The 23,022-nt window shown below is 37.6% G+C and carries 19 protein-coding genes; 8 read left to right on the top strand and 11 right to left on the bottom strand.

The genetic code is table 11. The features are described from left to right. Window positions 1-23 precede the first annotated feature (23 nt). Together BTO11_RS07765 and BTO11_RS07760 are read left to right on the top strand one after the other, a co-directional pair. A complete protein-coding gene (locus tag BTO11_RS07765) occupies window positions 24-1,553 on the top strand; it encodes an MFS transporter (protein ID WP_105052069.1) in 1,530 nt (509 codons plus the stop codon). A gap of 133 nt (window positions 1,554-1,686) precedes the next feature. Then, window positions 1,687-2,685, top strand: a complete 999-nt coding sequence (locus BTO11_RS07760) for a LacI family DNA-binding transcriptional regulator (RefSeq protein ID WP_105052068.1) — start codon at window positions 1,687-1,689, stop codon at window positions 2,683-2,685. Between the two features lie 42 nt (window positions 2,686-2,727). Here the strand turns inward: BTO11_RS07760 and BTO11_RS07755 are convergent, their stop codons facing one another. Both BTO11_RS07755 and BTO11_RS07750 read right to left on the bottom strand, forming a co-directional pair. Beyond that, window positions 2,728-3,657, bottom strand: coding sequence for a carboxylesterase family protein (locus BTO11_RS07755; RefSeq protein WP_105052067.1), 930 nt, complete (start codon window positions 3,655-3,657; stop codon window positions 2,728-2,730). Window positions 3,658-3,732: 75 nt separating this feature from the next. Further along, on the bottom strand, window positions 3,733-5,295 hold the full coding sequence (locus BTO11_RS07750) for a sugar porter family MFS transporter (RefSeq protein WP_105052066.1): 1,563 nt from the start codon (window positions 5,293-5,295) through the stop codon (window positions 3,733-3,735). Between the two features lie 277 nt (window positions 5,296-5,572). Between BTO11_RS07750 and BTO11_RS07745 the strand changes: the two genes are divergently transcribed. Together BTO11_RS07745 and BTO11_RS07740 are read left to right on the top strand one after the other, a co-directional pair. Continuing rightward, a complete protein-coding gene (locus tag BTO11_RS07745) occupies window positions 5,573-7,468 on the top strand; it encodes a CocE/NonD family hydrolase (protein WP_105052065.1) in 1,896 nt (631 codons plus the stop codon). A 138-nt stretch (window positions 7,469-7,606) separates the two neighbouring features. Next, window positions 7,607-9,343 carry a phosphoethanolamine transferase gene (locus BTO11_RS07740; protein WP_105052064.1) on the top strand — a complete coding sequence of 579 codons (1,737 nt, stop codon included), beginning with the start codon at window positions 7,607-7,609 and terminating at the stop codon, window positions 9,341-9,343. Window positions 9,344-9,456: 113 nt separating this feature from the next. Here the strand turns inward: BTO11_RS07740 and BTO11_RS07735 are convergent, their stop codons facing one another. Beyond that, entirely contained in the window at window positions 9,457-10,020 is a 564-nt protein-coding gene (locus tag BTO11_RS07735; protein ID WP_181135868.1) for a CBS domain-containing protein, read from the bottom strand. Window positions 10,021-10,226: 206 nt separating this feature from the next. Continuing rightward, on the bottom strand, window positions 10,227-10,520 hold the full coding sequence (locus BTO11_RS07730; RefSeq protein ID WP_105052062.1) for a hypothetical protein: 294 nt from the start codon (window positions 10,518-10,520) through the stop codon (window positions 10,227-10,229). 176 nt (window positions 10,521-10,696) lie between these two features. Here BTO11_RS07730 and BTO11_RS07725 point away from each other — a divergent pair, with 176 nt between their 5' ends. Continuing rightward, a complete protein-coding gene (locus BTO11_RS07725; RefSeq protein ID WP_105052061.1) occupies window positions 10,697-11,413 on the top strand; it encodes a ZIP family metal transporter in 717 nt (238 codons plus the stop codon). On the opposite strand, the gene BTO11_RS07720 is transcribed toward BTO11_RS07725, so the two are convergent. From BTO11_RS07720 to BTO11_RS07695, 6 genes are all read right to left on the bottom strand, one after another. After that, window positions 11,408-12,328 carry a diguanylate cyclase gene (locus BTO11_RS07720; RefSeq protein WP_105052060.1) on the bottom strand — a complete coding sequence of 307 codons (921 nt, stop codon included), beginning with the start codon at window positions 12,326-12,328 and terminating at the stop codon, window positions 11,408-11,410. The two genes, BTO11_RS07725 and BTO11_RS07720, sit on opposite strands and share 6 nt — an antisense overlap. A 120-nt stretch (window positions 12,329-12,448) precedes the next feature. Then, entirely contained in the window at window positions 12,449-14,083 is a 1,635-nt protein-coding gene (locus BTO11_RS07715; protein ID WP_105053699.1) for an electron transfer flavoprotein-ubiquinone oxidoreductase, read from the bottom strand. Between the two features lie 287 nt (window positions 14,084-14,370). Next, window positions 14,371-15,291 (bottom strand): cation diffusion facilitator family transporter, encoded by a 921-nt coding sequence (locus tag BTO11_RS07710; RefSeq protein ID WP_105052059.1) that lies wholly within the window; start codon window positions 15,289-15,291, stop codon window positions 14,371-14,373. 370 nt (window positions 15,292-15,661) lie between these two features. Further along, window positions 15,662-16,426 carry a haloacid dehalogenase type II gene (locus tag BTO11_RS07705; protein WP_105052058.1) on the bottom strand — a complete coding sequence of 255 codons (765 nt, stop codon included), beginning with the start codon at window positions 16,424-16,426 and terminating at the stop codon, window positions 15,662-15,664. Between the two features lie 17 nt (window positions 16,427-16,443). Further along, window positions 16,444-17,136, bottom strand: coding sequence for a cytochrome c biogenesis CcdA family protein (locus BTO11_RS07700; RefSeq protein ID WP_105052057.1), 693 nt, complete (start codon window positions 17,134-17,136; stop codon window positions 16,444-16,446). A 1-nt stretch (window position 17,137) separates the two neighbouring features. Further along, window positions 17,138-17,545 (bottom strand): thioredoxin family protein, encoded by a 408-nt coding sequence (locus BTO11_RS07695; protein ID WP_105052056.1) that lies wholly within the window; start codon window positions 17,543-17,545, stop codon window positions 17,138-17,140. A gap of 103 nt (window positions 17,546-17,648) precedes the next feature. On the opposite strand from BTO11_RS07695, the gene BTO11_RS07690 reads away from it, so the two are divergent. Together BTO11_RS07690 and BTO11_RS16605 are read left to right on the top strand one after the other, a co-directional pair. Then, entirely contained in the window at window positions 17,649-18,533 is an 885-nt protein-coding gene (locus BTO11_RS07690; protein ID WP_105052055.1) for a LysR family transcriptional regulator, read from the top strand. A gap of 229 nt (window positions 18,534-18,762) precedes the next feature. Beyond that, the gene (locus BTO11_RS16605; protein ID WP_105052054.1) at window positions 18,763-20,307 is read left to right on the top strand and encodes an HD domain-containing phosphohydrolase; all 1,545 of its coding nucleotides are present in this window, start codon (window positions 18,763-18,765) and stop codon (window positions 20,305-20,307) included. A gap of 127 nt (window positions 20,308-20,434) precedes the next feature. On the opposite strand, the gene BTO11_RS07680 is transcribed toward BTO11_RS16605, so the two are convergent. Continuing rightward, on the bottom strand, window positions 20,435-21,853 hold the full coding sequence (locus tag BTO11_RS07680; RefSeq protein ID WP_105052053.1) for a PhoH family protein: 1,419 nt from the start codon (window positions 21,851-21,853) through the stop codon (window positions 20,435-20,437). A gap of 165 nt (window positions 21,854-22,018) precedes the next feature. Here BTO11_RS07680 and BTO11_RS07675 point away from each other — a divergent pair, with 165 nt between their 5' ends. Further along, window positions 22,019-23,017 carry a cytochrome-c peroxidase gene (locus tag BTO11_RS07675; RefSeq protein ID WP_105052052.1) on the top strand — a complete coding sequence of 333 codons (999 nt, stop codon included), beginning with the start codon at window positions 22,019-22,021 and terminating at the stop codon, window positions 23,015-23,017. Window positions 23,018-23,022: the final 5 nt, after the last annotated feature.

Raw genomic sequence — 23,022 nt, 5'->3', positions numbered from 1 at the left:
AAAAATAACAATAAGAATCAATCATGACAAAAATTCCATTTTACGAAAAAGTAGGATACGCCTTTGGGGATGCAGCAGCTAACTTAGTTTGGCGTGGTGCATTAGCGTATCTTGCAGTATTTTATACTGATACATTTGGCTTAACGGCAGCAGCAGCCGCTATGTTATTCCTTGTGGTTCGTCTTACCGACGGTATTACCGATATTATAATGGGTATGATCGCCGACAGAACAGACACTAAATGGGGTAAATTTAGACCTTGGATTATATGGTCTACGCCATTTTTAGGCCTATTTATGGTCCTAGTTTTCACCACACCAGATTTAAGTGAAGGCGGTAAGCTAGCTTATGCATACTTCACATATATTGGTTTAACCTTAGCTTATACCGTTAACAACGTGCCTTACTCTGCACTTATGGGCGTAATGACTGACGACGACAAAGAACGTACTAGTTTGTCTGGCTTTCGTTTTGCTGGTGCATTTTTAGGTGGTTTGGCGGTTATGGGCTTTACCCCACAACTTGTTGCTTGGTTAGGTGCCGGTGATGATGCCATGGGTTATCAGTACACTATGTATGTGTTTTCAGGTGCATTAGTGATACTAATGCTTATCAGTTTTACTAGCACAAAGGAACGTATTACACCGCCAGTTTCAGCTGACACTGATTTAAAATCTGAACTATTTGATTTAACCAAAAACCTACCATTTATCATTTTACCACTATTATCTATCACTCTGTTTTTCTATTACCGAGATTTAAACAGCGGATTATTCTTTGCTGCTGTAATGGTTGCCATGTGGTTTGTAATCAAAAAACTAATTAATAAAAACTCCGACGAGATGAGCGGAACTCAAAGAGATATGGTTGATTTGTTAACTAATAAACCTTGGTTAATCTTATTAGGTATGGGCTTTTTGACTATGATGCTAAATGGCATTAAGTACGGTGCTATTGCTTATTACTTTAAATATTTCATTGGTGATGATTTGATGGCTGGGCAATATTTTGTTGGCTTATTAGTTGTTTCTATCATTGGAGCTTTATGTACTAGCCCGCTTTCTAAATGGTTAGGCCGTAAAAAATTATTTATTGTATCGTTAATATTAAGTGGTTTACTGACAATAGCTCTTTTTTGGGCACCTCAAGGTGATGCAACTTATGTATTTATTGTCGGTTGTAGTGCTGAGTTTTTCGCCGCAATATTACCAACACTATATTTCTCTATGTTAGGCGACTCAGCTGATTACTCTGAATGGAAGAATGGTCGTCGCGCAACTGGTTTAATTTATTCTGCAGGCACCTTCGTACAAAAAACTGGCGGCGGCTTTGCTGGAGCATTAGTGTTAATCGTACTTGCGGGTTATGGATATGACGGTATGGACCAAGCAACCATTGAAAATTCATTACCTGGCATGCAACTCCTTATGAGTTGGATACCTGCCGCATTTGGCTTTGCCGCAGCAGCGTTAATGGTTTTTTATCCACTAACTGATTTAAAACAACAACAAATGAGTAAAGACTTAATCCAACGTCGATTAGACAATAAATAATAAGTATTCTTACTACTATTTATTACTCATCTAAAGCTGAGGTTGTTATTACCAATTAATTCAATTGGTATTAACAACCATTAAGGTTAGACTGGCAAAATAAATTCCCTTATACCCCCTCAAAAGGAACACAATGGCCACCATATACCAAGTTTCTGCTCTTGCTGGCGTTTCATTAGCGACGGTTTCCCGCGTTATGAACAACAATGCCAAAGTAAGTGATAAAACGAAACAAAAAGTAGTGGATGCCATGAAAGAGCTAGGCTATCGCCCAAATGCAACAGCTCGTTCCCTTGCATCGAGCCGCAGTGATAGTGTCGGCTTGTTAGTTTCGGAGCTACATGGGCCTTTTTTCGGCCAAATGATGGGTGGAACTGAGTCTGAGTTACGTGACGCAGGAAAACACGTCATTATCACCACTGGACACAGTGATGAAGAAAAAGAAATTGACGGTATTGAATTTTTATTAAGCCGAAATTGTGATGCATTAATTTTACATGTTGAAGCCGTATCTGATGAATACTTAATAAAATTAAATAAAGGCAAAGTGCCCATTGTTCTTATTAATCGTTTCATTGAAGAAATGGCCGACAGCTGCATTACTTTAGACAATGCACTAGGTGGATACTTAATGACAAAGTCTATCCTAGAAAAAGGTCATACTGAGATAGCTTATATCTCTGGGCCTAAGTGGAAATCAGATTCCAACGAGAGAATTAAAGGTCATAAAAAAGCCTTACAAGAATACAACCTGCCATTTAATGAACAACTCATGTATCAAGGTGACTTTACCCAAAGCGGTGGTTGTGAAGGCATATCCAGCCTACTAGAAGTTGGTCGTCCTTTTACTGTTTTGATTTGCGGTAATGATGAAATGGCATCTGGGGCATTAGCAACCGCTCGTCAAAAAGGCTTAGATGTACCTAAAGACCTATCTATTGTTGGATTTGATAACGTAATTTATGCCAGTTTATTATTCCCAACTCTCACTACCATAGACTACCCAATCAGAGACATGGGTCATATGGCAGCAAGGCTAGTATTGAAAAATATATACGGTCAGAAGAAGTTAGATATTCGTCATCAATTTCTACCAGAGTTAGTTGAACGAGACTCTACAATCTCCATCTAGTGCACTTTTATTGTTTATTGGTTGTAGTTTATTGGTTGTGGTTTATAGATTGTGACTATTTAATTCATTGCTTAGCAGCCAGGTATAAACATCATCACCTGAGTACACTCTAGTCCAAGCATCGTGCCCCATATCTTCGTGAACCGTAAACCTGACGTCTTTATGCCCCAATTGTTCTAACCGATTAAGACCATGATAAAACAACTCAACCACCACGGCTGAATCTCGCCCTCCAGCAAATGCCCATACAGGTAACTGACGTTCCGCTATTGGCTCCATTAAACTAGGATGTCCCCAACCTACAACAGGCACCATGGCCGCAAATAACTCAGGATGCCTACTGGCCATATACCAAGTGCCTACACCGCCATAACTTAACCCGGTAATATAAACTCTAGAGTTATCCGTATTAAAGCTTTGCTTAACCTGAACCAACATATCTAATAAGTCTTGCTCAACTTGCTCCCACCCCATAGGAAATAATGGTGATATCTGAGTCATATCAACTGCTGGAACACCTGTTAATTCACCACTAACATCAAATGCGGCTGGTCTTTTAGGTACGCCGGTTGGTAACCGTTTTGGAATACTGTCGTTGCTGCGATTATCTATGTAATCAATACCGACTCGGTCAAAACCAAACATAGGCAATTGAGGGGATATTATAATAAAAGGTAGATCTTTCTTTTGGATCCAGGCTTCATATAAAGGTCCATGTTTTAATACATGTCCCAACTGTTCATTTCCATCACCACGTTCGCCATTGCCATGTAAAAATAGCATTACTGGCCACTTTTTATCTTTGGCTGTTTCATAACCTTTTGGCAAATAAACAAAATAATCGCGGTCTACTTGCTCAGTTTTACTTTGATAGGTGATTCTTTTTAGTTGAGGTTCAGAGGCTACTTCTACCACTTTATCGCACCCAACTAATGACAATAAACTCATGCCTATTAATGCTAATCGAGCCATGTATTACTCCAACTTATAAATTTTCAATAATATTGTCTAAAGCCAATTTAGACTGAGCAATTGCTTACCAAAGAACTAACGCATCATCTCAGCTTCAATCTCTTCTAATGACTTACCTTTGGTTTCTGGGAATAGTTTTATAACTAACACTAAACTAACTAAAGCACACACACCGTAAATTAAGAAGGTTACTGCCGAACCAAGAACCTCCAACTCCCAAGGAAATACAAAGGTGACGGTAAAGCTAACAATGCTGTTAATAACACTGACAAACGAGATAGCGATACCCCGTACATGATTGGGGAATATTTCAGAAAACATCACCCACATTACTGGCCCTAAAGAAAATGCAAAAGAGGCAACAAAGCCTAAAATCCCCAATAAAATAATGGTCGCATTCATGGTCGCCGCTAGTTTTAAAATATCACCTTGATGTGTACTAAATATCTGTTGACCAACTAATTTAATCGCAGCCTGTTTAAACTCAACATCTGACTGATAAGTCTCAGGCTCTATGGCATGCAATTGAGTTAAAAGTGGCTCTTTTAGCTCGAGCTGTTCTATATCTTGCGAAGATAATTTATAGGTCGCTTGAGAGAAACCATAAGCACATAAAGCCATGCTCAGAGCTACACCTGCCAAACCTATAGTTAACAAAGGCTTACGTCCTAACTTATCAATAAGCATCATAGCGGCAATGGTAAACAACACATTGATAACCCCAACTAACACGGCTTGGGCAAACGCTGCGTTAGTCCCTACTCCACTTTGCTCAAAGATACTTGGAGCATAAAAGAAAATGGCATTAATCCCGGTAATTTGCTGTGCGATACCAACAATAATACCTATGGTAATAGCGAATCTAATTTTTGAATTAAACAAAAACTTAATGCTTGCTAGTAATGAGGTGTCTTTATTTTTTAAAGATTGCTTAATTTCATTGATATCGTCTTGATAATTGTGAGCTGTCTCATTGGGGTTCAATTTCTTGAGAACTTCAACGGCCTCTTCGTCTTGGCCTTTTAATGCTAACCAACGAGGACTACGAGGTATGTAAAACAACAATACAAACCAAGCTAACGCAGGCAGAATTTCTAACCCTAACATCCAACGCCAAGTATGAGTATCAAGCCCAATAGCCGTTACCCAAGTTGCTGCAGACTGACTAAGTTCAAGCACATAATAATTGGCAAAGTACGCGGCAGAGAAACCAATAACAATATTAAGCTGGTTAATTGAAACCAGCTTACCACGCTGTTTGGGTTGGCTGATTTCAGCAATATACATAGGTGCTATCATAAGTGAACAAAAGGCTAATCCGCCAATAAAGCGAGCAGACACTAACATCCAATAGCTAGTAGAAAATGCAGATGCAAATGCTGACAACAAATAAAGCAATGCAATAGCAATAAGTAGATTACGACGGCCAAAACGGTCAGCTAGTACACCAGCTGTGACCGTGGCAATAATAGCGCCTAAGGTGGGAGCGCTAACCACTAAACCTTGCTCTATTGAGCTTAAATTAAACTCTGCAACAATATAATTTAATGTTCCAGAGATCACTGAGGCGTCAAAGCCAAAAATAAATCCGCCTAAGGACACTATGATTGTATACAGAACAACTGGGGATATTTTCATTTTATTTCTACATTAGGTTTCATTACTTAATATTGACGCTACTTTATCACGCCAACAATTAATTGGTATCGCTTACATACAAACTATTCGCATCCACTATTTATTGCTCAACGACAGTTAATTCTATTCTTTAGCTAATAACTTCAAACAATAACACTCATCGTTGAATTACATTGTTTCAGCGTGAATTTATATGATGTCACAGAGTACAGGCGTAATATTTTAACGAGCATGTTCTAATTACTTTTCTAACTTTAAATTATTTAAGGATAACTAAATGAATAAAAAAGCCTTACCGAGATTATTTGGCTTATTTGTTTTATTAGTTTTAGCTGGCTTCACACAAGCTGCTGAAACAAAAAAACAAGATAAAAGAGCCGACTACATACGTTCTCACTACGCTAAATATGAATACCAAATTCCAATGCGAGACGGTATAAAGCTATTTACTTCAGTTTATATTCCTTACGATAAAAAGTCTGAATATCCGATGATGATGCAACGTACACCATATCGTGTTGCTCCTTATGGTGCCGATAAATATAAGACTAAGTTAGGTCCAAGTGAAATCTTTGAAAAAGAAGGTTTTATCTTTGTATTCCAAGATGTGCGCGGTAAGTTCATGTCGGAAGGCAAGTACGTCAACATGCGTCCTCAGGATGCAGGCGATAAAGGCGGAAAAGCCACTGACGATGCTACGGATACCTACGACACCATAGATTGGTTAGTTAAAAATGTACCAAATAACAATGGCAAAGTCGGCATGTGGGGAACCTCTTATCCTGGTTACTACACTTCTGTCGCTGCGATAAATAGCCACAAAGCGTTAAAAGCAATATCACCACAAGCACCAATTGCAGATTGGTTTTTTGATGATTTTCATCGTAACGGTGCTTTCTCTACGCCAATGGCATTTATTTTCTTTGATACATTTGATAAACAACGCGACGGTGAATTTGCTTATTGGCCTAAAGGAATGGACTCTGTAACACCTGATGGTTATGAGTTTTTCCGTAACTTAGGGCCTCTTTCAAATGTTAATAAAAACTACTTTAAAGGCGAGCGTCCGTTTTGGAATGAATTAACCGAACATCCAAATTACGATTCATACTGGCAGAAACGAGATCTGTTGCAGCACCTTGATAATGTAAAACCTGCAACTCTAGTTGTTGGCGGCTGGTATGACACTGAAGACTTATACGGTCCTTTAGCGACTTATAAAAAAATGTCGAAAGACAATAAAAAAGACAATGTTCATATTATTATGGGGCCTTGGTATCACGGTCAATGGAATAGTAAAGATGGCTCAAAAATGGGTGAAGCTGATTTAGGCTTTAACACCAGTGAATGGTTCCAAGAACGTATTTTACTGCCGTTTTTCAAAGACAACTTAAAAGACGCGGACTCTAACAATGAAGCTGGTTTTTTAGCACAAGCAACTATATTTGAAACTGGGGCCAATCGCTGGCGTGAGTTTGACACCTGGCCACCAAAACAAGGCAAAGATGTCACTTTATATTTAGGTAATAATGAAAAGTTACTTACTCATAAAGACAAACAAGGCGGCTTTAGCGATTACATTAGTGATCCTAAAAAACCAGTGCCACACTCTGCACACACAAGTCGTGGCTGGGATCGCCCATACATGGCTGAAGATCAACGTTTCACAGCTCGTCGTACTGATGTTCTAGTATTTAACACTGATGTGGCAACAGAAGATCAAACCATTGCAGGTGCAATCGACTTAAACTTATGGTTCTCTACAGACCAAAGTGCAGCGGATATTGTGGTTAAATTAGTGGATGTATTTCCAGGTATGGACGCAAACAGTAATAAGGTTGATAAAGAGACTGGCAACCGTCATGAGTTAGTTCGTTGGGGCATTATTCGTGGTCGTTTCAGAAACAGCATGAGCATCCCTGAGCCATTTGAAGCAAATAAACCAACATTGGTTAAGTTTGAGTTATTGGATGTATTGCACACCATAAAACGTGGGCATAAATTACAAATCCAAGTGCAAAGCAGTATGTTTCCGTTCATGGATATGAATCCACAAAAATACGTAGACAATATATTCAAGGCTAAAGCTGAAGATTATGTAAGAGCAGAGCACAAGCTTTATCACAGCGACAAATACCCAAGTTCAATCGAGTTTAAAGTTATAGACCGTTAGAATATAACCGCTCTTTTAAACAGACTAAATCCTCGCACTGTGCGGGGATTTTTTATTTCAAAGGCAAATTTCAGCTTAGATTAAGCTTAACTTAAGTTTCATATTTTAACATAGAAGCACTTACTTATAGGTGTTTATATGAATTCTAACCGTTTACCACTTTTCACTAGAGCCGATAACTTTGTTAAAGATTTAACTTTAACAAGCAATCAATTATTACTCATCGTTTGTGCTTACATTGCACTAATTTTAAACCTTCCATTTTTATTTAAAAGCGCGAATGCGATTACCGGCTTAGATGATTTTAATTGGTTGTTTTTAATTACCTTTCCAATATTTCTCTTTTCTATAACCCTTTTAATACAAAGTCTTTTTGCCGTTAAGTGGTTAATAAAACCTATATTGATCATCACAGTTATTATTTCCACTTTAATGTTTTACGCCACACTGACTTATGGAATTGTATTTGATTATGGCATGGTACAAAACACGGTTGAAAGCGACAGTGCAGAGTTACTCTCTTATTTAAACTTATACGCCGTAGTCTTCTTTATTGTCTTTGCGGTTATTCCTGCAGTTTTGATTTGCTCAATTAAAATAAGTTACCAACCTTTTTTAAAAGAGTTATTTAACCGAATTACATTGTTTGCGGGAGCGACGTTAATCACCGTATTGATTGGTACAATCTTTTATTCTAATTACGCCTCAGTAGGCAGAAATAACAAAGATTTAATTGATTATATCACCCCCTATAAAGGTATCGATTCTATTTATAAATTTGCCCGTAAACATTACTTTTATCCACCACTAAAATTCCAACTGTTAGATACATCACCTCAGATTATAAATAAAAATAACAACAAACATGTGACGGTATTTGTATTAGGGGAAACCGCACGAGCGCAGAACTTCTCACTAAATGGTTACAACAGATTAACCAATCGATATACCGCAAATCAAGATGTTATCTCATTCACTAATATAAGTTCATGTGGCACAGCCACCGCCGTTTCTGTGCCTTGTATGTTTTCACGTTTAAACAAAAGTAATTACGACAAACGACTTGCGACTTCGCAGCAAAATGTCATAGATATAGTGCACTTAGCTGGCACTGACGTATTATGGATCAGCAATAACAATGGTAGCTGCAAAGGCGTTTGCACTCGGGTTAATACGCAACAGATTGCAACAACAAAGAGCAACCCTTTATGTGATGGTGAATACTGTTATGACGAAGCCTTACTGCAACCATTACGTGAAAAGTTACATAAACTAGAGTATGACAATACGTTAATTGTATTACATATGATTGGCTCTCATGGCCCAACTTATTTTAAACGCTATCCGTCAAATAAAATCCTGTTCACGCCAGACTGTCAACGTAGCGATATCCAAAACTGTACGCAAGAGCAACTCGTTAACTCTTATGATAATTCAATTGCCTATACCGATTATGTACTTAATCAAATCATTATCGAATTATCACGTTTATCTGAAACTGAAGATGTCGCTAGTTCTATGTTGTATGTATCTGACCATGGTGAATCTTTAGGTGAAAAAGGAATGTATTTGCATGGACTACCTTATGCCTTCGCTCCGCAGGAACAAACCCATGTCCCCATGATATTTTGGGCCAGTGCACAGGTTTCAAACTCAACACCTGATATAGATTTAACCTGTTTAAAAAACAAATCTACCAATGTCTTTTCTCACGATATGGTATTTGATGCTGTACTCAGTATTACCTCAGTAAAAAGTAAAACTCACCATATCAAAAACGATCCATTTTACGGCTGTAAATCCGCTAGCTTTGTACCTTTACCCTTACTAGAAAGTGCTAAGAAAATTCAAACACAATCAAGTGGAGAACACTAAATATTCGACAAGAAAAAACTCTAGTTAAATAAAAACGGCCTAACATGATTTACCATGTTAGGCCGTTTTTGTTCTAGTTATGAATCTAGATTAATTGCTGTATTACTCTTTAATTACGCAGCATGAGCAGCTTGGTAGATAGAGTTGAATGTATTTTCTAAACCTAGGTTCATATTCAATTTTAACTTTCTGACAATGTCACTCGATGAAATAACGCCACGTATGTGGTGACTATTTCTATCTAATACTAAGCAGTGACGAAGTTTGTAGTTGTCCAGTGCCTTTAACACGTCGTTAACGGTAGCGTTTTGTAACTCATCAAAATCAAATGCGTGTAAACGATATTTAGGTATCATCAAGTCTTTCACCAATACATCTTTACGGCTATTACTTTTAGAAACTTTAGCCTGTATCTTTTGCTCAGTAAGCTCATTACTACTGATTATCCCTAAGAAATCATCACCTTGAGATACGACCAACTTCATTCTAACGTGGGTTTTCAACATCAATTGCAATGCAGCTTCCGCTGAAGTATCACTGTCTACGACTAAGGCTTCGTGCTTTTTAAAGTCGGTAAATATAGTCGTAGCTGGTGAGTTTAAGTTTGTCGTTTCAAACTCATCTGGTGAAACTACATTGTCGGTTACGTCTAAGTTAAATAATTGTAAATTTTTCATTTTGATCTCTTTATTCATAATCTACGCGATCAAAAAAGTTATTGTGTAATTCTGTTATTTAACAGATTGAATACGATAATGGTGCTTTAAATGGTTTATTAAGCAGCCTATTACATAACTTTTATTTTAAATTTTGATCACTGAACTTTATCTATAACATTTTACTAAAAGGTAAAACGTCTGATTTTTAAAACATTTAGTTTGATTTATGAATGTAGAGTTGGGGGAGCTCTTGATTTGGTATTTTCAAAGTGTTGTAGTGGAAGGTATGGCTGAGAGTAGCTTGAAGCCGACTGAGTATAATAATCAGCAATAAAGCTAACACGTGCATTATCGACAGCAAACGGGTCATCTAAGTCAAAGTCAGGAATTGATATTCCATCAACCGTCACTAAGCTTGAATCCGCTGAAGTTAAACTATGCTCGCCACTGAGTTCAATTTCTTTTCCAGAAAAAGTGCTTAATACAAAAGCGAAAACAAATAATAGTTTAAATAACATTGCACTTACCTCCTGAATTAAAACTTAAATAAGACTCGTCTAACTAATATTGTAGATTTCTTTCCTATATTCAAGCTTTAAATGTAATTATTTATTTCTTAAGATTAAAATCAACCAATACAATGCCAGTTCATACGGTATGATAAGGCAATAAGAGAATTTAAGAATTTGTATTTATGCTTCCACTCATAACGGTCATTATATTAACTCTACTCGCTGGCTTAGCGATGCCTCTTGGCGCTTTTCTGGCAAGCAGGAAGTTTATTAAAAGTAGAATTTTACAAAGTGAATTCCAACATTTTATTGTGGCATTTGGCGGTGGTGCTTTGTTGTCGGCGGTAAGTCTAGTTTTAGTCCCAGAAGGCAGTCGTAGCTTATCTTTACCCAGTACTGCACTTTGGTTTAGCTTAGGTGCTTTGTTGTTTATGGGACTAGATATTTTACAGCAGAAAGTTAAAACATCAGCAAGTCAATTACTGGCAATGCTGAGTGATTTTGTGCCTGAATCTTTAGCGCTTGGCGCAACCTTTACCATCAATCAAGAACTGGCGTTATTACTCGCAGCGATGATCGCAATGCAAAATATTCCAGAGGGATTTAATGCTTTTACTGAACTAAAAAAAACAAGTGCGTACTCAGCAACAAAAATCATTATTCTATTTAGTTTATTTTCATTGCTTGGGCCATTGAGTGCTGTGGCTGGATATTTATGGCTGGTTGAAGATCCTGAATTGTTATCAATTATTATGATTTTTGCATCCGGTGGGATTTTATATGTAGTATTTCAAGATATTGCACCTCAGGTTAGGTTAAAGAATCACTATTTCCCACCTATGGGTGCAGTTTGTGGATTTTTACTAGGTATATTAGGCTATATGCTAACAACACTATAAAACGCGATTCCTTCCCTCTTGTTTGGCTTTATAAAGCGCAAGATCTGCTAATTTAACCATGTCTTTCCAGGAACCTGCTTTTTGGCTACACAAGCCAATACTAACCGTTAGCACATTTAATTTACTGCCTAAGTGTTCGATATTAGCCTGTTCAATCGCCGCTCTTATTCGCTCAGCAGCAAGATGGGCACCTTCCTGTTCAATATCATTCATGATAATTAATATTTCTTCACCGCCGTAGCGATAAACTCTATCTGATTTACGCTTAACTTTTTTGATGATTTTAGCAACGGACTGCAATGCTTTATCACCTAATTGATGGCCATAATGATCGTTGTAGTTTTTGAAAAAATCGACATCTATCAAGGCAATAGCATAAGACGACTTATTGCGTTTCGCCTCAGCTTGTTTGTACTTTAAATCAATTTCCATGGCATGACGGCTACCAATTTTCATTAGTGCGTCTTCTAGCGCTAATGACTCTAATTTTTTATTTGTTTTTCTTAGTGCTTGGTCCAAGTCCATCAAATCAATATAAGTATTTAGGAGTTCGGTTTGAGATATGATCCCAACTAGATTGTCGTCATCGTCAACCACAGGTAAGTTTTTTAGTTGATTGACTTTAGCGGTCACTAATGCCTCATAAACCGAGGTATCTTGGTGCAAACAGAAAGGTTTAGAGTGCATCACATCAGCAACCGTTAATTCTGGCGAAGGAAAACAGTTCTCATTATTAAATGATTGCTGACACATCAACATGATATCGCGTGCGACCACCATGCCATGTAATTTACTGCCATAACCAATTAATCCACATGAATGATTATTAACTAACATCTCATTGAGTAATTGCTTAAAGTTTGATTCAGGCGCTGCATTAATTTTTGCCGGAACCATTATTGATTTAATCTTCATTCGTTATCTTAATTATCACTGTGCCTACTTAAAGAAAGTACCAGTTTTATACTACTAAAAATAAAAAAAGGCGCTGCTTTTGCGCCTTTTTTTGCTGATCTAATTTCCTTATATGAATTATTACATATTTGGGTAATTAGGACCGCCACCACCTTCAGGTGTTACCCAGGTAATATTTTGGGCCGGGTCTTTTATATCACAAGTTTTACAATGTACGCAGTTTTGTGAGTTAATCTGGAATTGGTTTTCACCAGTTTCACTTTTAACAAATTCGTAAACGCCTGCAGGACAGTAACGTTGTGCTGGCTCATCAAATTTCTCTAAATTAACTAAAGGAATTGTAGGGTCCGCGAGTTGCAAATGAACAGGCTGATCTTCTTCATGGTTAGTATTAGACAAAAACACTGACGATAAACGGTCAAAGCTCAGTTTGCCATCTGGCTTACTGTAATCAGGTTTTGAGCATTCTCCAGCAAGCTTCATATTGGCATGATCTGGCGTGTTGTCGGTAAAGTTAAATGGCAATTTACCACCAAACCAATTTTGGTCGAGCGTATTATAAGCGCCACCTAAGAACACACCGAGTTTGTGCATTACTGGGCCAAAATTACGGCTTGATTTTAATTCGTCATACAACCAACTTTGCTCAAACTTATCTTGTAATTGAGTTAAATCAGACTGACCTTCATCGCCTGCTTTTAACGCATCAGCAATAACTTCCGCAGTGATCATCGCAGATTTCATCGCTGCGTGATTACCTTTAATTTTTGCGTAATTTAGCGTACCCGCATTACAACCCACTAAAAAACCACCTGGCATCGACATCTTAGGTAACGAATTTAAACCACCTTTGGCAATGGCTCTAGCGCCGTACGCAATGCGTTTAGCGCCAGTTAAGTGTTTAGCGAATATTGGATGATGTTTCATACGCTGAAACTCGTCAAACGGGCTCACATTAGGGTTTTGGTAATTAAGGTCGATAATCAAACCACAAACAACTTGATTGCCTTCTGCGTGATATAAATAACCACCGCCACTTAGCTCACCGGTTAACGGCCAACCTGCAGAATGGATAACTAAACCTTCTTGATGTTGCTCAGCGGGGACATCCCAAATTTCTTTGAAACCAAGTCCATAATGCTGTGGCGACTTGTCGGCATCTAATTGATATTTGTTAATTAACTCTTTACCTAAATGGCCACGACAACCCTCAGCAAAAATTGTGTATTTTGCTCTTAGTTCCATACCCGGCATAAATGAATCTTTTTGCTCTCCAGCTTCATTTAATCCCATATCACCCGTTTGAATACCAACGACGTTATCTTGCTCGTCGTATAATATTTTTGATGCAGGAAAGCCTGGAAAGATCTCAACGCCCATCGCTTCAGCTTGCTCAGCTAACCAGCGACAAACATTTCCCATCGAAACGATATAGTTACCGTTATTGTGCATTGTTTTTGGGAATGAAAAGCTAGGGATTTTTGTTGAAGCTGCATCACCGCGTAAGTAATAAACTTCGTCATGACTGACTTTTGTGTTTAAAGGTGCGCCCTTTTCTTTCCAATCTGGAATTAATTCGTCTAACGCTTTAGGTTCAAATACAGCACCTGATAATACATGAGCGCCAACTTCAGAGCCTTTTTCTACCACACAGACCATTAACTCTTGTTCATTTTCTTGTGCTTTTTGCATCAATCTTATCGCTGCTGACAAACCAGCTGGTCCCGCACCGACAATCACGACATCAAAGTCCATTGATTCTCTTTCAATTACAGACATTGAAGCTTCCCCTTAAATTTCATTATTTTATTGTTTTTATTCTACGATTGCTTTTATTTTACATAGTCCGCTTAGGTGCATAACTAAGCATAAGACTGACAATCTTTATTGTTGAGCATAGTATCTAATTTTATCTACATGTTTAACTACTTTATTAAGATATAACATGCTTTTCACCGAAATTGTCGACTTAAACATTTAATAAACTCACTATGCAGCCCCAGTTTTTTTTGAGCTTACAGCGGCTTATTTATTTAGCTAGATTAACCTAATTGGTAACAATTACCTTCTTCAGTGCCTTTATCAAATACAATCTCAATAGTTGAATGCTTAATAGCATACTGCATTGCCAACAATTGCTTAACTTGCAATAGGCTGCCGGAACTGGCTTGTTCTTGTAATGACAAACTCGCTTCTAACAAGGTTTCGTTATCATCAAGTTGCCAAACATGAATATGATGTACTTTTTCTATATTTGTTAACGACTCAATTTGATTGCATAGCTCATCAACATCAATCCCCTCTGGTGCAGCCTGCATTAAAATATTAATACTTTGTTTTGCTAATGATAAACCGTGGTAAATAACATAAATAGAGATAGCGATTGTGGCAATTAAATCCACTACATACCACTGATATAGAATGATCAAAGTACCAGCCACAATCACCACGACTGATGCAAACGCATCTGATAAATTATGAATAAAAGCGGCTTTCAAATTTAAGTTATCTTTCGCACCCGACTTATACGTTAACCATGCTGTTGCGGTATCGATCAACAATGCAATTGTTGCTATCCAAACGACTATCCAACCGTCTATCGGCTCAGGGTTAAAATAACTAGATACGGCCTCGTAAACCAAATACAAACCCACAATGATCAAGGTTGTACTATTGATTAACGCACCTAAAATTTCGGCACGTTTAAAGCCATAGGTCATTTCTTTACTGGCGGGTCGTCTAGCAACTTTCCTAGCCACAATAGCAATAACAATCGCGCCTGCATCACTTAAGTTATGCAGCGCATCTGCGATAAGCGATAGGCTACCTGAAACTAATCCACCTATAATTTGTACTACCGTTAATAAAATATTAATGAACACAGCAATACTTAATTTGCCATCGTGCGAGTGCCCATGGTGAGAGTGAGAATGCCCATGATGATGAGAGTGATTATGACCCATGAATAATTGTCCTATAGTTGGATACATGAAAGAAGCAAAAGGAAGAATAGCTCTAAAATCATATTGTAACAGCAAAAAAAACAATAAAACCAATAGGAGCTAATTTGGCTATTTATAAATAGTAGCGTTTAGCTTACTTAAAAAGAGGCAAAAGTTTACAAATTTTAACGATAGCTGCAAATGAAGTAAAAATTGGAGATGAAAAGCTAGAGATAAACAATGAGACTAAATAGTATCAAGAAAAGTATGAGTTGATTTTGATTTTACGTTTAACTTGCTGTGTCACAGATATTAATATAAAAAAAACCACACCTTAGCAAGGTGCAGGATTATCTTAAGCAGAGTAAATTTACTGGCCTGCGGGGGGAAATTAGCGAGTTAGAATTTTATCCGCTAATTGAATTAAATCAGGTGCCGCGTAATCGGCTTTATCGACCAATTCAAATTCATATTGACCAGGACGTGCTATAAAACCCGTTTGCATGCCGACTTTAGCAGCTCCGGCAATGTCCCACGTATGTGCTGCAATTAACATTGCATCAGCGGCGTCCACATTCATTTGTTCTAGCGCCCATTTATATACTCGTAAGTCTGGTTTAAAAACCTGTAAATGCTGCACAGTTAATGAGCCTTCAAAATACTCAGTTAATTTCGCATTTTTAAGTTGGCTTGCAATACCCGCATCTGACGAATTAGTCAGGGTTATTAATTTAATGCCGCTGTCTTTAAATTTTTTCAATCCCATAACAACATCAAGATGTGGCTGTAAGTCTCTAAATGGTGTTTGGATAGCCAGCTTAGCTTCATTTTCAGTTAATGGAATATTGTTTTGCTTAGCCACCAATTGCAAAGCCGCTACGCCAATTTCACCAAAATGATGGTAATCGTTAATCGCATTGCTCACTAAAGAGTAATGCAACATAGTTGTGAACCAACTACTTACCAGATCATCTCTGCCTTTCAAGGCAACCGTCACCGACTTAGCGACATTACTTAAGTCTAATAATGTTTGGTTAACATCAAAAAAGATAACTTTAGGTAAGGCTTTCTGTTCATTCTGTAGACTTTCTTTTGCGATTGAAGGCGTTGTGATCAGCGCCAACAAAGTGCAGATAATAAATAACTTAACTTTCATTTTCTACTCTTTCTATTTTATATGTTGTATAGCCATTCAGGCATGATATCTAAAGCTAACATTTCTAGTGTACGGTCAAAGCCAGTAAAGATTATCAAGGACAACAGTATCAATGATACCCCCATAACTTTTTTGGCTACTGATGCCTTAGTCGCCCATTTGCTTAATGATTTTCGCACTAACAAACTAAAGCCAATTAAAGGAATCGCGGTTCCAATACCAAATGCCAACATGACTAAAAATGCAGACCCTAAGCTTTGCCCTGTAGATGCTAACGCAATAGCGGCTCCCAACGTTGGCCCAACACAAGGTAACCAAACTAATCCTAACGAAGCACCTACGGCAAATTGTGTTAAAACACCGTCGCCTTGCACGTTATGATTTGGCAAACGACTCATCAATAAAGACAACCTAAGGGTTAACCAATCACCAATCGGCTGTATTAATATTGCAGCAGCAATGAATAATAATAAACTCGCAGAAAAGTACCTTAAGACTTCAGGTGACAAGCCTAAACTTATCAGTGCAAAGGTGAGTAAAGTCCCCGCCAACGCAAATGAAAGGCTAAGGCCAAGTGCTAACATTATGATCCCTTTACGAGAACTGCGAACAGCAGAACTGGCAACAACGGGTATCATTGGTAATACACATGGGGATAGTAAACTTAGCACCCCAGCAAGGAATGCTAATGGAATAGCGACCAAGTCCATATTATTTAACGGCTGAGTCTATTGCGGCAAAGATTTTTTCTTTGCGAGTTTCAGCAACACTAAACCACTTTTGTTCACCATTTTTATATAAATATAAGGTTGATTGACGTGGCGCTTTAAAATATTTAACCCACTCAGTTTGATTGTCGTAATCAACAACTAAGACTTTAACTTTGCTTTCTGGGTTGGCAGAAAAATACTGACCAATTACTTTCTGTTGTTTTTTACAAGTAGGACACCAAGGTGCATATACATCAACAAGCACAACTTCGCCGTTAGCTTGTAATTTATCAAACAACTCTTTTTCAAAAGGCGCTTTTGCAAAATCAGCCGCATTAGCTGACACACTAGATAACAAAGAAACTGCTACCGTAAATACCGTGAATAAAAATGAACGTTTTAATGACATAACTTAATCTCCTCTGATTATGAATTAGCAGTATAAAAGATAAATTATTTTTGATAATGGTGGTAAAATCGAATTCACTTTCAATTAAATTTTGAAAATAACCATGAAATTTTTTGACGTTAAGGTTTTTGTACTCGCAAGCGAGCTAGGTAACTTATCTGCAGTAGCACGTGAATTATCAGTAACCCCTGCGGCTGCAAGTGCCGCGCTAAAAAGGCTAGAGCTAGATTTAGACACCCGTTTAATACAACGTTCTACCCGCAGTTTAACCTTAACGCAAACCGGTCATAACTTTTTGCCTCACGCCAGAAAAGCGCTGGAGAGCTTAACTCAAGGGAAACAGTCAGTTCAGCTCAATAGCTTACAAGGAAGCATGACCTTATCGGTACCGTCAGACTTTGGCCGCAATATTCTTATGGAACACCTTTGTGAGTTTCAAATTCAATATCCAGATATAAAACTAAAAGTGCGCTTAAGTGATAAGTATGCCAACTTTTACTCGCAAACCGTTGATGCGGCTTTACGTTACGGTGAGCCAAACGACTCATCTTTAATATCTTTACCTTTAATAAGAAACAACACTCGAATCTTATGTGCATCTCCAGAGTATTTAGCTTTGCACGGTACCCCATTAAAACCTGAAGATTTACGACAACATAATTGTTTGCACTTTACCGGTGACGATAACCTAACGGATATCTGGCGCTTCTTTCAAAACAAACAGGTATTTTCAGTAAAAGTAACGGGGAAACATTTATCCGATGACGGCGACTACCTTCGCCGATTAGCATTAAAAGGGGCTGGGATTGTTTATAAGACAGGGTTTGATGTTATCCAGGATATTGAAGCTGGACGTTTAATCCCTTTGTTACCTGAGTTTGAAAAAGAAAACTCACCACTAAATATGATATTACCTCATCGTAAAAGTTACGATGCCAACCTAAATACATTACGAGAGTATCTACTTACTGCCCTAGAGCAGCAGTAATTTAGTTCCGCAATAATCAATCTTATCATTTTCCTAATATCTCCTTAAAACCACAGCGACCAACAGACAAATACACATTTGCTAATAGAGCCTTGCAAGCTATAGTTACTACTCCTTTAATAAAGTCATGTGGAGTGTGCGGCTAGCATCTATAAGTTTCCGGTGATGTGATGTCTTGTTAAACATTTAATTTTACAGATTTAGTATTAAAAATGAGTATGTTCAGAGTATGGCAATAAATAAGACACAAATTATCCTGATCAAACATCTGTCGACAGTAGTGTTAATCGTCTTAGCCATTAATTTTTTAATGACTTGGTTATTATTATTTTTCCACCAAATATTCTCATCGCATATTCAAGCAACGACTGACATAACCAATTTCTCTCTAGCAACCACACATGAATTGCTCATTAATGAATTTATATACTTATACCTTACAGCTTACTTAGTGCCTATTCTGGCTGGAATTTACATTCATTACCCATTACTTAAAGCTATTGGCAGCAAAGAATTAAAGATTTCACAACAAGTTAAAACACAAATAATTAACTTACCTATCACCTTATCTAAAGTGATTTTATACGGTTGGTTCTTTTCCATATTTCAAATCATGGTTTTAGTGTTTTTAGATTTAATCCCATCCAGTGGATTTATTACCACCAATCTGGCCGTACAATTAACCATTAGTGTTGCGGCTTATGCCTTTACCTTTTTTGCTTTAGACATTTACAATAAAAGAATATTTTTCACATCAATTTTCAAAAATGACAACTCAATGTTTAGTCATGAAAACAAAGCCCTAAGTTTTAGAAATAAAATTCAGATGCTTTTTCTCGCCGTTGTATTATTTCCTTGCGCTTTATTTGGGATCATTATCTATTTCCTACTGATCACCGAAGATTCAGTATTTATAAACAATCAATATCCAGTGTTATTTTTTATGTTATTTGTCGTCATCGCCTTTGGCTGGAGTTTGTCAGAAATGTTATTGGCCACATTCAAACATTCATTTAAAGAACTTAACGTAGCAACAAAGAAAATAAGTAATGGTGATTATGATATTAATCTTAAAATCACGAGTTTTGATGAAATCGGCTATTTAATGGATAGCTTAAATAATATGGCGTATGAAATTGGTAGTCTTAATAAAGATATTGTAGAAACTCAAAAAGAAATCATTTTTATGATGGGGGCTATTGGTGAAAGCCGCTCAAAAGAAACCGGCAACCATGTAAAAAGAGTGGCGGAATATTCTAGAGTATTAGCGGTGGAATATGGCTTATCCAGAAAAGAGTCTGAAATATTAAAACAAGCCAGCCCAATGCATGACATTGGAAAGGTTGCAATACCAGACTCCATATTAAATAAACCAGGGCCACTTACTGCGGATGAACGCGAGATCATGGACTCGCATGCGGTATTAGGCTACGACATGTTGCGCAGTAGTAACAGAGACATTTTACAAGCCGCAGCTATTGTTGCTTATGAGCATCATGAAAAATGGGATGGCACAGGTTATCCAAATAATAAAGTGGGCGATAACATCCATATATATGGAAGAATTACCGCGATAGCTGACGTATTTGATGCATTAGGTAGTAATCGAGTTTACAAAGAAGCGTGGAGCGATGAACAGATATTTCAGTTACTTAATGAGCAAAAAGGCAAACACTTTGACCCTGAACTAATTGATATATTCTTTAACAAGTTCCATCTTTTTAACGAGATTAGAAGTCAGTTTGACGACCATTTACCACAGGAAAGTCATTAACTCCTTCTAGTTCTTGCACAGCCAATCCATCGATAGTTATTCGTTTTATTTTCAAGGTATATATTGTGTTAGTGACCGAGTGAATCGGCCACTAACATCCATTTTTAATATAAATACACGTTAACCGTTATAAATTTTCTTCCGCAAATTGCGCTAAACGACTGCGAACAACACCGTTTAAGTTCACAGTTGCACTGCCTTCAAAGTTTTTAAATCTCTCAACTATATAAGTTAATCCTGAAGTTACCGCGGTAAGATAGTTACTATCAATTTGCGCTAAGTTGCCTGAACACACTAATTTAGTCCCCTCACCGCAGCGAGTAATAATTGTTTTTAATTGTGATGCGGTTAAGTTCTGACATTCATCTAACAACACCACTGCATTTTGTATACTGCGACCGCGCATAAAGTTAACGGACTTAAACTGGATGTTGGCTTTTTCCATAATGTAATTAAGGCTAGAGCTCGGGTTCTCATCGTTTTTATGCAGCACTTCTAACGAGTCCGTAATCGCAGCTAACCAAGGTGCCATTTTTTCTTCTTCCGTTCCCGGTAAAAAACCTATCGACTCCGCGATTTCTGGCGTATTACGCGTCACTAATATTTTATCGTAAATACCTTGTTCCACCACCATCTCAAGTGCAGCAGCTAACGCCAGCAAGGTCTTTCCGCAGCCAGCAGGGCCGGTTAAAATAACCAGTTCTATATTGGGGTCAAGTAAGGCATTAAGTGCCATTCCCTGATAAATGTTTTTAGGTTTAATTCCCCAAGCTTCTCTAGCAAGCAGACGCTGTCGGCCTAAATCAAGTAAGTCGATATGATCATCGTCTTTTTTTACCACACGTGCTGCAAAGTCAGATTTATCGTCCAGTAAATATTCATTGATAAATGTATTTTCTAAATTCTCCGCTTTAACTGAATGTGTGGTGTCTCGGCCTATTGTGGTTGTTTCAACTGCAGCAACGTTTTGCCAAAAGTCACCTTCAAACTCTTCATAACCTTTGGTAAGGAAACGTATGTCATCAATTAGCTGATCGGTTCTATAGTCTTCAACATGTTTTAACCCTGCACCTTTAGCTTTTAATCGCATGTTAATGTCTTTGGTAACCAGAACAACGGTGACATCCGGCTCATTTTTTTGACTGTATTTTTTTTGTAGAAATAACGCCGCGTTTATAATTTTATTGTCATTTTCACCACCAGGTAAACCTGACACTTCTGGATTAATATGGTGATCGTTTAAAATAAGAAGATGCCCAGTCACTGTACTGTCTTTTAAATCCCCTCGGTTAAGCGGCACACCTGCAATCATTAACTCTGGAGTTACATCTTGTAAGGTGTTTTCTAATGAACGAATAGCCACACGTGCATCGCGGGATACATCTTTGTTACGATCTTTAATATGGTCAAGCTCTTCCAATACGGTCATTGGAATTAATACATCATGTTCTTGGAAATTGAAAAATGCATGGGGGTCGTGCAGTAATATGTTGGTGTCTAAAACAAATAATTTTTTATCAGCGCTACTTTCTTGTTGTTTTTTCATATATCGCCCTTTAAATAAATATCAGTGCTTAATATAAATGTAGCCAATAAATATGAATGTTTGATGAAATTTTTTCATTGTTACTCAGGTCTTTAAATATACATTAAGTCGTTTTGTCTACTAAACTCACGATGTTTAATATTAATTAAAGGGTTAAGAATTTTCATGAAGTATAGCCTCCTAGTCAAACTGCTATTGATTTTAGTTATTCCATTCAGTGCCTTAGCAGATATAACTGCTTTAAAACAACAGTACAAACGCCCTGATAGCATCCCCTTCCCAGCAGATAATCAATATTCAGCAACCAAAGCCATGTTAGGTAAAATGTTATTTTTTGATCCAAGATTAAGTAAAGATGAAAACCTAAATTGTAGCTCTTGCCATAATCCTTCCTTCGGTTGGGAAGTTCCAAGAGCCAAAGCCGTTGGCGCTCAAGCACAAGAGTTACCAAGACACGCACCCACAGTATTAAATATGGCATGGGTAGAACCGTTTTTTTGGGATGGCCGAGCCGCCACACTAGAAGAGCAAGCTCTAGGTCCAATAGAAAGTAATGTAGAAATGAACCTACCTATACAGGAAGCGATTCAACGCTTAAGTAAAATTGAAGGTTATAGAGACTGGTTTGAAAAAGCATTTCCGTCAAAGGGCATAAGCAAAGAAACCATTTCAAAAGCAATTGCCACGTACGAAAGAACAATAGTTTCTTCTCAAGCCCCTTTTGATTTATGGGTAAATGGTGAAGAAGACGCGATTAGTGATTCGGCAAAAAATGGATTCAGTCTTTTTAACGGTAAAGCTCAATGCTCCACATGTCATACAGGTTGGAACTTTACCGATAATAAATTTCATGATGCTGGTGTATTCGACAGCGTGGATTTAGGTCGCTACGAACTAACACAACAAGAATACGATAAACACGCCTTTAAAACTCCAGGACTGAGGAATATTAACGAACGTGCACCTTACATGCATGACGGAAGCCTTGCATCTTTAGAAAGCGTTATTGTGCATTATATTAGCGGCGGCATGCCAAGACCATCTCTCAGCCCACTTATGTCACCAATCGCTCTGAATGCTCAAGAAATGCAAGATATCATTGAGTTTTTACATACTCTGACTGGGCCTGCGATGGTTGTGTCACTTCCGATTTTACCGCAATAGGACAT

It is taken from the genome of Psychrosphaera saromensis, from assembly GCF_002954545.1.
Lineage (GTDB): Bacteria > Pseudomonadota > Gammaproteobacteria > Enterobacterales > Alteromonadaceae > Psychrosphaera > Psychrosphaera saromensis.
Note: the sequence above shows the minus strand (reverse complement) of the source record. Positions and strands in the feature narration are given on the sequence as shown.